Genomic DNA, 7560 nt, shown 5'->3' with positions numbered 1-7560 from the left:
CCACCAGGTACGACAAACTCGCCGTACGCTACGAAGCCACCCTCACCATCGCCGCCATCAACCAATGGCTCCGCGCACTACGAAACACGGCCTAGTGGGCCTCGCCGGTGGCCAGGGCCAGCAGGGTCGGCCGTAGGGGCCGGCCGCTGACCGCGATCAGGTCGCCGGCGATCTGGACCGAGCGGGTGGCAGCCGGGTCCAGGGGGATCTTCCACCGCACCGAGCCGTCGTGGGCGACCGCGACGGCCCGGTCGTCGCCGAACGCGACGATCAGACGGCCGTCGTCCGCGCAGGCCAGCGCGCGCGTCTCCTCGCGCGGGCCGGGCACGGCGTCCACCTGCTGGAAGTCGGCGTCGAAGCGGTCGAGCCGGCCGTCGGCGCCGGCCAGCACCAGCAGTGACGTCGACCAGGTGCAGGCGCTGACCGGCCGGGCCGTGAGCCGGATCCACTCGCCCGGCTGCCGCCGGGGATGCCAGAGCCGGGCCCAACCGCTGTCGGTGATGACGACGACCTCGTCGCCGCGGTAGTGGGCGGCCAGGACCCGCCGGCCGCCGCTGACGTTGACCCGCCCGACGCAGGCGCCGCTGCGGACGTCCCACACCGAGGTGCCGCCGTTGGCGGTCATGCTGAAGACCCAGCGGCCGCCGGCCACCCAGCCCACGTGCCGGGGCCGTTCCGGCAGGGCGGCCCAGCTGGCGAACAGCTCCGGCGGGCGGTCGTCACGCAGCCACCACACGGCCCCCGAGCCGTCCGAGGACGTCGTCGCGAGCATGTCGACGACGGCCGGATTCCAGGCCGCGGCGACGATACCGCGGCCCTGGCGGAGCCGGCCGGCCGCCCGGGGGCGCGCCGGATCGGCGGTGTTCCACAGCGTCAACTCGCCACTGGGCGCGCTGACGGCGAGACGAGTGGCGTCCGGGCGAAACGCCATCGCCCCGTAGGGAGAATTCAACACTGAGGTGTCCCTGGTCTGCTGAGTGGCATTTCACCGAGCGCGAATTAATACCAGGGAGTACGCGCCGAACGTGTGCCAGCAAGCCGCCGCCACGGCAATGGAATGTGAACGAGTACACAAACATGCTTCTATACCGATTGGTGAAGTGCAAGAGGTGACCGAACAGCTCAGTCCTCGTGGCCGCAATTGAAGCGGGCCACACCAGCCGCCATCTTCAGGCCGCCGAGAATATGGGCGAGCAGCAGCGGGTCGTTGTAGTACTCGGCCTTGTGGCCCATGGCGGTATAGAAGGCCCGGCCACCGTCGTACGGCTGGCACCACGAAATGGGATGGTGGCGGCCCATGCCCGGCGAGCCCTCGGGCTCGCTGTAGCCGCGCGGGTCGTAAGTGCGCTCGTCGACCTCGGTCAGGACCCGTACGGTGTCGCGCGGGTTGGTCCGGAAGTTGTACCACTCCTCCTCGCGCACCCACTTGCGCGGCAGCGGCCTGGTGGCCGCCGTGTCGTGGCTGAGCACGTGCAGCGTGGCCGTCTGGAACTGCTCGTTGACGCCGCCCGGGTGGTCGCGGAAATAGGCGCCGACCAGGCCGCCGTACCAGGCCCAGTCGTATTCGGTGTCCGACGCGGCGTGGATGCCCGCGTAGCCGCCGCCGTGCCGGATGTAGCGCTCGAAGGCGGCCTGCTGGGCGTCGTCGAGCACGTCGCCGGTGGTGCTCAGCCACACCACGACGTCGTAGCGGGCCAGGTTCCGGTCGGTGAAGGCGGCCGCGTCCTCGGTGGCGTCGACCCGGAAGTGGTTGCGGGCGCCGAGCTGTTTGATCGCGGCCACCCCGGCCGGAATCGAATCGTGCCGGAACGCGGCGGTCTTGGAGAAGACCAGCGCGCTGAACCGGGTATGGCCGGTGCTCGCCGCCGCCGGACTGGCGAATCCGGCCACGACCAGCAGTGCCACCGCGAACCTGACCAGAAGTCTCATGACCCCTCCCGTCGTCGATCGAAGCCTATGACTTTCTGATGGACGAGGGAAGGCGCCGGAGACCGCCCTAGATCTGACAAATCAATTGCCACTGATCAGTCGTACGCTCGGGCGAAGAGGGACGAACGGGGGCTGAGATGATCGCCGAGATTGTCGTACGAGCGGTGGTCGCGACATCCATGCTGGTGGCCGCTCCGGCGCCGCCGGCCGACTGGAACGCGGCGGTGGAGAAGGTCATCCACGCCGACGTGACGCAGTCGGTGACGCTGCCCGGCGGGGACGTGCTGTGGGTCTTCGGCGACACGACCCGGGTCAACGGGGTGTCGACGGTCGGCCCGTACGGCTACCCGCACAGCGCGTTCGCCCGGCAGAAGGCGGGAACGCTGAGCTTCAGCGCGGTGCCGGGTCCTTACGGGTACGGGTGGCAGCAGGTGCCCAACTGGTCCGACGGCACCTACTTCTGGATGTCCACGCCGGTCGTCGACAACGGCACCCTGTACGTCCTCGGCGAGCGCATCCAGGGGGTGAACCCGTTCACCGTCGTCGGCACGTACGCCGCGGTCTTCGACGCCTCGACCCTGGCCTTCCAGCGGATCGTGCCGGTCCCGGCCGGCGCGACCGGCACGACGATGTGGGGCGGCGTCGCCCGCACGGCCACCGGCTGGTGGCTCACCGGCACCCACCCGGTGGCCGGGCGCTCGGTGGGCGACATGGCGTTCGTGCCGTTCGGCCGCCTGGCCGACGGCTCCCGGTGGACCGTCCACAACGACGTCATCCCGTCGTCCACGAACATCGGCGTGGCCCTGGCGCTACGCCGGACCGCCACCGGCTGGACCATCTTCACCAAGCGCGGCGACGCGTACGCCGGCACCCAGATCGAGCGGCTGACGGCCCGCAGCGTCACCGGCACCTGGACGGTCACCGGCCTGTGGGACGCACCCAGCCCACCGGGCACGGTCACGTACGCGGTGGCGGCCCATCCCGAACAGCCCGCCCCGAGCGGCCAGATCCTGGTCTCGTACAACGTCAACGGCAACGAGCCCGACTACTACCCCCGGTTCCTGTACCTGCCCCTCTAGGCACCGGAAGCCTTCACCTCCAGCACCGGCCCGGCCGCGCCGCGCTGGTACAGCTTCAGCTCGGTCAGTCCGGTCTTCGCGCTTCCGGTCGGCTGGATGAAGAGGGTACGCAGACGAGACGTACTCACCGGGGTGAAGTTGACCTTGTGGTAGTTGGCCTGCGGAGTGCCGGGCGACTTCACCTGGGCGGCCGCGGCGACCCAGGCCGTGCCGTTGAAGTACTGGACCGTGTACGCCGTCGGCGGGCCGTACCGGTTGGCGGCGCGGTCGTGGCGGAAGTAGAGCCGGGCCTCGTCGACCGTCCCGGCCGAGCCGACGTTGACCTCCTACCAGTCGGTGGCGCTGGTGCTGCCGTACGAACCCCACAGCGGCGCGCTGGTCGGCAGCCCGTCGATCGCTCCGGCCGTCGTGGTGCCGGAGGCGGTGTACGACGCGGTGGCCGTCGAGCCCGCCGCGAGGTCGGCCGGGCCGGAGGTGAGGTCGACGCCGGCCTCGGCGAAGGTGTCGACCACCCGGGCACTGCCCTGCACCACGTTCTGCGGCGCCAGGTGGTTGAAGCGCATCAGCCACCAGCGGTAGTAATCTCGGTGGCCACCAGCCCGAGCTGCGCCTTCACCGTGACCGTCTGCCCGGCCGCGACGGTGACCGACCGGGTCAGCGCGCCGTTCGCGACGGCGAACCCGTCACCCGAGAACCGCGGGTAAAGGGTGGTGAGGTTGTTCTTCACGGCCCGGGTGCCGGTCAGTTCGGTTCCGCTGACGGTGGTTGCGTAGGGCGAGGTCGCGTTCAGGGTGACAGTCGTCGAGGCGGTGCCGGTGTTGACGACGGCGACATTGGTGACGAGCACATTGTTGGCGGCGATGAATTTGGTGACGTCGATGCTGTACGCGATCAGGCGGCGCTTCATTGCCGGGACGCCGCGCATCGTGACCACCCCCGCGGGCCGCGGCCGCCCACCTCCGTCCTGACATGTGCGCCTCCGTTCAGTAGCCGTAGCGGCTCTTGAGATGCCGCCACCAGTCGCGGAACATCCAGGCGTCGAACGCGGTGATCTGCGCGGCGCTGCCGGCCTTCATGAGGAAGCCGCCGACTCCGGTCGGGGTCCAGTCGTAGAAGTCGTCCAGGCCCCAGGTGTGGCCGATCTCGTGCAGCAGGATGTGGATGTCGGCCGTGTTCAGGTTGCCCATGAAGTACTCGCGGCCGACGCGCTGACCCCAGTCACCGCCGGCGCCGCCGCCGAAGCCGTCGGTCAGCCACAGCGACTGGTCGTAGTGGCGGGCGTAGCCGCCGGGGCAGTTCGGGTAGTTCCCGCTCTGGTTGAAGAAACGGCCGCACGGTACCGAACATTGCGGGGCGTTCTCCCGGATGTCGTTGACGTAGATGTCGACCGACGAGTCGGACCACTGCAGCTGCGAGCGGTTGCGCACGGCCCAGCCGACGACCCGGACCGGGACTTCCGCGTACGGCCAGCCGTTGTGCCCCGCCAGCTCGTCCATCCACTTCTTGTGCTGACGGGCGAGGGCGGCGTGGATCTGGTCGCGCTGGGCGGCGGTCACGGTGGCGGAGGAGTCCCACCGTACGCAGTAGTTGAGGTAACCGCGGTTGGCCATGACCTGGTCCCAGCCGTAGTTCCGGAAGCCGTACAGGTTGTCGTAGGTCTGCTCCTGGTGTTGCCAGACCTGGTTGAGCGGGGTGACCAGGGCGGCCGGCGGGCTCCACGTCGCGGGGGCCGCCAGGGCCGCCCCGGCGGGCAGCGTGACGACCGCCATCAGGGCGGCGATCAGCGTTCGGACGAGTCTCACGGAACCTCCATAGATTTAGACATGTCTATGCCGCTGTCCCACGATGAAGTGAGACTCCCCTACGAAAACGTTTTCGGCAAGATGTCCACTGTGTTACTCCAAAAGGAGCGACGCTGCTGGTAGCGTCGCCGCCACGACAGCGGGAGGCGACCGAAAGGCAGCGCATGGGGCGACGGAGATCCGAAGCGGTGACCCTGGCCGACGTGGCCCGCCGAGCCGGTTGTTCGATAGCCACCGCGTCGAAGGCGCTCAATTGCCGGGCCCAGGTCGCCGAGGCCACCCGGCAGCGGGTCCTGCAGGCGGCGACCGAGCTCGCGTTCCGCACGCCGAACCGTTCCCGGGCCATCGGGCTGCTCACCGACGAGCTCGGCGGCCGCTTCTCCATCCCGATCCTGCTCGGCGCCGAGAACGCGCTGGCCGGTGAGCGCATGTCGGTTCTGCTGTGTGACACCCACGGCGACGACGCCCGGCGGCGGCATTACGTGACGGCGCTGCTCGCCCGCCAGGTCGACGGTTTCATAGTGGTCGGCGACGACAACGACGTACGGCCGTCGCTGCCGCGCGACCTGCCGGTGCCGGTCGTGTACGCGTACGGGGAATCCGGTCATCCCGGCGACGTCTCGGTGATCGCCGACGACGGTGGCGGCGCCCGGCTCGCGGCCGGCCACCTGATCGGGCTGGGCCGTCGCCGGATCGCCCACATCACCGGGCCACGCCGCTACCGGGCCGCCCGCGAACGCGCCGCCGGCCTGGGCCAGGTCCTCGACGAGCACGGCCTCCCCCTGACCGGTGGCGAACCCCTCTACGGCGAGTGGTCCCAGCGCTGGGGCCGGCACGCGGCCCACCACCTGCTGGTCTCGCATCCGGACACGGACGCGGTGTTCTGCGGCAACGACCAGATCGCGGCGGGCGTCGCCCAGGCCCTGAGCGAGCTCGGCCGCCGCGTTCCCGACGACGTGGCCCTGGTCGGCTTCGACAACTGGACCGAGTTCGCCGCCGACTGCCGGCCGCCGCTCACCACGGTCGACCCGCGACTGCGAGAGCTGGGCGAGGCGGCCGTACGGCATCTGTTCGCGGCCCTGGACGGCCGGCCCTCCCGTGGGGTCGTCCGCGAGCCGTGCCGCCTGGTCGTTCGCGCCTCGACCATCTGACCGGGCCCGGCCAGGCGGGTCACCCCGAGTAGGGTGGCGCGGCGGTCCCTCGATCGGCACGAGCGGGCGGCCGCGATCGCCGCCCGCTACGTGAACTCTCGCGCCTCGGATGACGGATAACAGTCGTGGATGACGCAACTGTCCTGCTCCGGTCACGAGAACGGCCGGAAGAGTTCGCCGTGCTGTTCGACCGGCACGCCCCGTTCATACATCGCTACCTGGCCCGCCGCCTCGGCGACCAGCACGCCGACGACCTGGTGGCCGAGACGTTCCTGACCGCGTTCCGGCGCCGGGACAGGTTCAAGCCCGACCATCGGGACGCCCGGCCCTGGCTCTACGGCATCGCCACCAACCTGGTCGCCCAGCACCGCCGCGACGAGGTCCGCGAGCTGCGCCTGCATCGGGCGGTGACACCGGAGACCAGCGCCGGCTGTCACGCCGAGCAGGTCGCCACCGACGTCACCGCGGCCGCGCTGCGGGAGACACTCACCGCGGCCCTGGCCGGGCTGGCCGACGGCGACCGCGACGTGTTCCTGCTGATCGTGCAGGAGGAATTGACGTATGAGCAGGTCGCGGCGGCCCTGGAGATCCCGGTCGGCACCGTGCGCTCGCGCCTGCACCGGGCCCGTGGCCAACTGCGGGCCGCGCTGGGTGGCAGCAATCCCCTGCACCTCGTCGACAAGGAGGCCCACCATGGATGAGACCACCCTGACCAGGCAGCTTGGCGACGAGACGGCGCTGCCCTCCCCGGACCGGCTCGCCCCCGCCCGGGCCCGTCTGATGGCCGAGCTCACGGCCGCCTCGGCGCCGCCGGCGCGGCGTTCCGTCCGGCCGCGGCGTTCGTTCCGGCTGGCCGCGGCCGCCGTGGCGGCGGCGGTGGTCGGCGCCGGGGCCGTCGGCGCGGTCGTCCTGCGCGAACCGGACGCCCCGCCGGTGGCGATGGTGCCGGTGGCCGAGTTTCTGGACACGGCGGCCACCGTGGCCGCCCGGACCACCGATGTCGTGCCGCGCGGGGATCAGTACGTCTACCTCAAGACCGCCGAGCCGGGCGGGAAGTGGTTCGAGACCTGGAACTCCGTCGACGGTGAACACGACACCGTCGGGCAGTACTCGGACGGGCAGAAGGTCGTGCTGCCGGCCTGCGTCGACGGCATGGGCAAGAGCACTGACAGCTCGGGGAAGGTCAGCACGGCGCCGTGCGACGCCCAGCCGTCGTACCTGCCGGATCTGCCGACCGACCCGAAGGCCCTGATCGCCTGGCTGAACAAGCGCAACCCCGGCCCGGACGACAAGGGGGTGAACGTCAACGGTGTCGCCAAGGACATGTGGTCGCTCGCCGACGGCTACTGGCTGCGGCCGGCTCAGCGGGCCGCCCTCTACCGGGCGGTCGGCACGGTGGACGGCATCACCCTGGTCCCCTCGGTGAAGGACGCCGCCGGCCGGACCGGCACCGGCGTGGCCTGGGTGAGCCCCGGCCAGTCCGCCCCCGAAGTGATGTGGATCTTCGACGCGGAGACGCACGTCCTGCTCGGCAGTCCCGCCACCTCGGTGGTCACCCCACCGCACGTCGTCGACAAGGTCGGTCAGCGGCCCTGATTC

11 protein-coding genes are annotated in these 7560 nt (G+C 70.8%); 5 read left to right on the top strand and 6 right to left on the bottom strand.

The genetic code is table 11. The features are described from left to right. Nucleotides 1–91: 91 nt before the first annotated feature. Together ACGFJ7_RS29075 and ACGFJ7_RS29070 are read right to left on the bottom strand one after the other, a co-directional pair. Complete coding sequence (locus tag ACGFJ7_RS29075; protein WP_360254943.1) at nucleotides 92–955, bottom strand: WD40 repeat domain-containing protein; 864 nt, start codon at nucleotides 953–955, stop codon at nucleotides 92–94. 167 nt (nucleotides 956–1122) lie between these two features. Further along, the gene (locus ACGFJ7_RS29070; RefSeq protein ID WP_392644845.1) at nucleotides 1123–1929 is read right to left on the bottom strand and encodes a ThuA domain-containing protein; all 807 of its coding nucleotides are present in this window, start codon (nucleotides 1927–1929) and stop codon (nucleotides 1123–1125) included. 137 nt (nucleotides 1930–2066) lie between these two features. Here ACGFJ7_RS29070 and ACGFJ7_RS29065 point away from each other — a divergent pair, with 137 nt between their 5' ends. Continuing rightward, nucleotides 2067–3008: a hypothetical protein gene (locus ACGFJ7_RS29065; protein WP_360254947.1), complete on the top strand. Its 942-nt coding sequence runs from the start codon at nucleotides 2067–2069 to the stop codon at nucleotides 3006–3008. Here ACGFJ7_RS29065 and ACGFJ7_RS29060 read toward each other — a convergent pair. Further along, nucleotides 3005–3136 carry a hypothetical protein gene (locus tag ACGFJ7_RS29060; protein ID WP_392644843.1) on the bottom strand — a complete coding sequence of 44 codons (132 nt, stop codon included), beginning with the start codon at nucleotides 3134–3136 and terminating at the stop codon, nucleotides 3005–3007. The genes ACGFJ7_RS29065 and ACGFJ7_RS29060 overlap by 4 nt on opposite strands. Before the next feature lie 25 nt (nucleotides 3137–3161). Between ACGFJ7_RS29060 and ACGFJ7_RS29055 the strand changes: the two genes are divergently transcribed. Continuing rightward, nucleotides 3162–3290, top strand: a complete 129-nt coding sequence (locus tag ACGFJ7_RS29055) for a hypothetical protein (protein ID WP_392644841.1) — start codon at nucleotides 3162–3164, stop codon at nucleotides 3288–3290. Between the two features lie 44 nt (nucleotides 3291–3334). Here ACGFJ7_RS29055 and ACGFJ7_RS29050 read toward each other — a convergent pair whose 3' ends face one another. The 3 genes from ACGFJ7_RS29050 to ACGFJ7_RS29040 are packed head-to-tail and all read right to left on the bottom strand — an operon-like array spanning nucleotide 3335 to nucleotide 4810. Continuing rightward, nucleotides 3335–3571 carry a hypothetical protein gene (locus tag ACGFJ7_RS29050; RefSeq protein ID WP_392644839.1) on the bottom strand — a complete coding sequence of 79 codons (237 nt, stop codon included), beginning with the start codon at nucleotides 3569–3571 and terminating at the stop codon, nucleotides 3335–3337. Further along, entirely contained in the window at nucleotides 3571–3933 is a 363-nt protein-coding gene (locus ACGFJ7_RS29045) for a hypothetical protein (RefSeq protein ID WP_392644836.1), read from the bottom strand. Before ACGFJ7_RS29045 ends, ACGFJ7_RS29050 begins: the two co-directional genes overlap by 1 nt. Nucleotides 3934–3991: 58 nt before the next feature. After that, the gene (locus ACGFJ7_RS29040) at nucleotides 3992–4810 is read right to left on the bottom strand and encodes a hypothetical protein (RefSeq protein WP_392644835.1); all 819 of its coding nucleotides are present in this window, start codon (nucleotides 4808–4810) and stop codon (nucleotides 3992–3994) included. Nucleotides 4811–4974: 164 nt separating this feature from the next. On the opposite strand from ACGFJ7_RS29040, the gene ACGFJ7_RS29035 reads away from it, so the two are divergent. The 3 genes from ACGFJ7_RS29035 (at nucleotide 4975) to ACGFJ7_RS29025 (ending at nucleotide 7557) form a co-directional block, all read left to right on the top strand. Then, nucleotides 4975–5961, top strand: coding sequence for a LacI family DNA-binding transcriptional regulator (locus tag ACGFJ7_RS29035; RefSeq protein WP_392644834.1), 987 nt, complete (start codon nucleotides 4975–4977; stop codon nucleotides 5959–5961). 116 nt (nucleotides 5962–6077) lie between these two features. After that, entirely contained in the window at nucleotides 6078–6662 is a 585-nt protein-coding gene (locus ACGFJ7_RS29030) for an RNA polymerase sigma factor (protein WP_392644862.1), read from the top strand. Then, nucleotides 6655–7557, top strand: a complete 903-nt coding sequence (locus tag ACGFJ7_RS29025) for a CU044_5270 family protein (RefSeq protein ID WP_360254963.1) — start codon at nucleotides 6655–6657, stop codon at nucleotides 7555–7557. Before ACGFJ7_RS29030 ends, ACGFJ7_RS29025 begins: the two co-directional genes overlap by 8 nt. The last annotated feature ends 3 nt before the right edge of the window (nucleotides 7558–7560 follow it).

This window comes from Actinoplanes sp. NPDC048988 (assembly GCF_043197815.1).
Lineage (GTDB): Bacteria > Actinomycetota > Actinomycetes > Mycobacteriales > Micromonosporaceae > Actinoplanes.
This window is presented reverse-complemented; position numbering and strand designations above follow the sequence as displayed.

Coding starts and splice junctions, on each gene's coding strand:
- ACGFJ7_RS29065 (WP_360254947.1), top strand. CDS start 2,067: ATGATCGCCGAGATTGTCGTACGAGCGGTGGTCGCGACATCCATGCTG.
- ACGFJ7_RS29050 (WP_392644839.1), bottom strand. CDS start 3,571: ATGCGCTTCAACCACCTGGCGCCGCAGAACGTGGTGCAGGGCAGTGCC.
- ACGFJ7_RS29070 (WP_392644845.1), bottom strand. CDS start 1,929: ATGAGACTTCTGGTCAGGTTCGCGGTGGCACTGCTGGTCGTGGCCGGA.
- ACGFJ7_RS29035 (WP_392644834.1), top strand. CDS start 4,975: ATGGGGCGACGGAGATCCGAAGCGGTGACCCTGGCCGACGTGGCCCGC.
- ACGFJ7_RS29025 (WP_360254963.1), top strand. CDS start 6,655: ATGGATGAGACCACCCTGACCAGGCAGCTTGGCGACGAGACGGCGCTG.
- ACGFJ7_RS29045 (WP_392644836.1), bottom strand. CDS start 3,933: ATGCGCGGCGTCCCGGCAATGAAGCGCCGCCTGATCGCGTACAGCATC.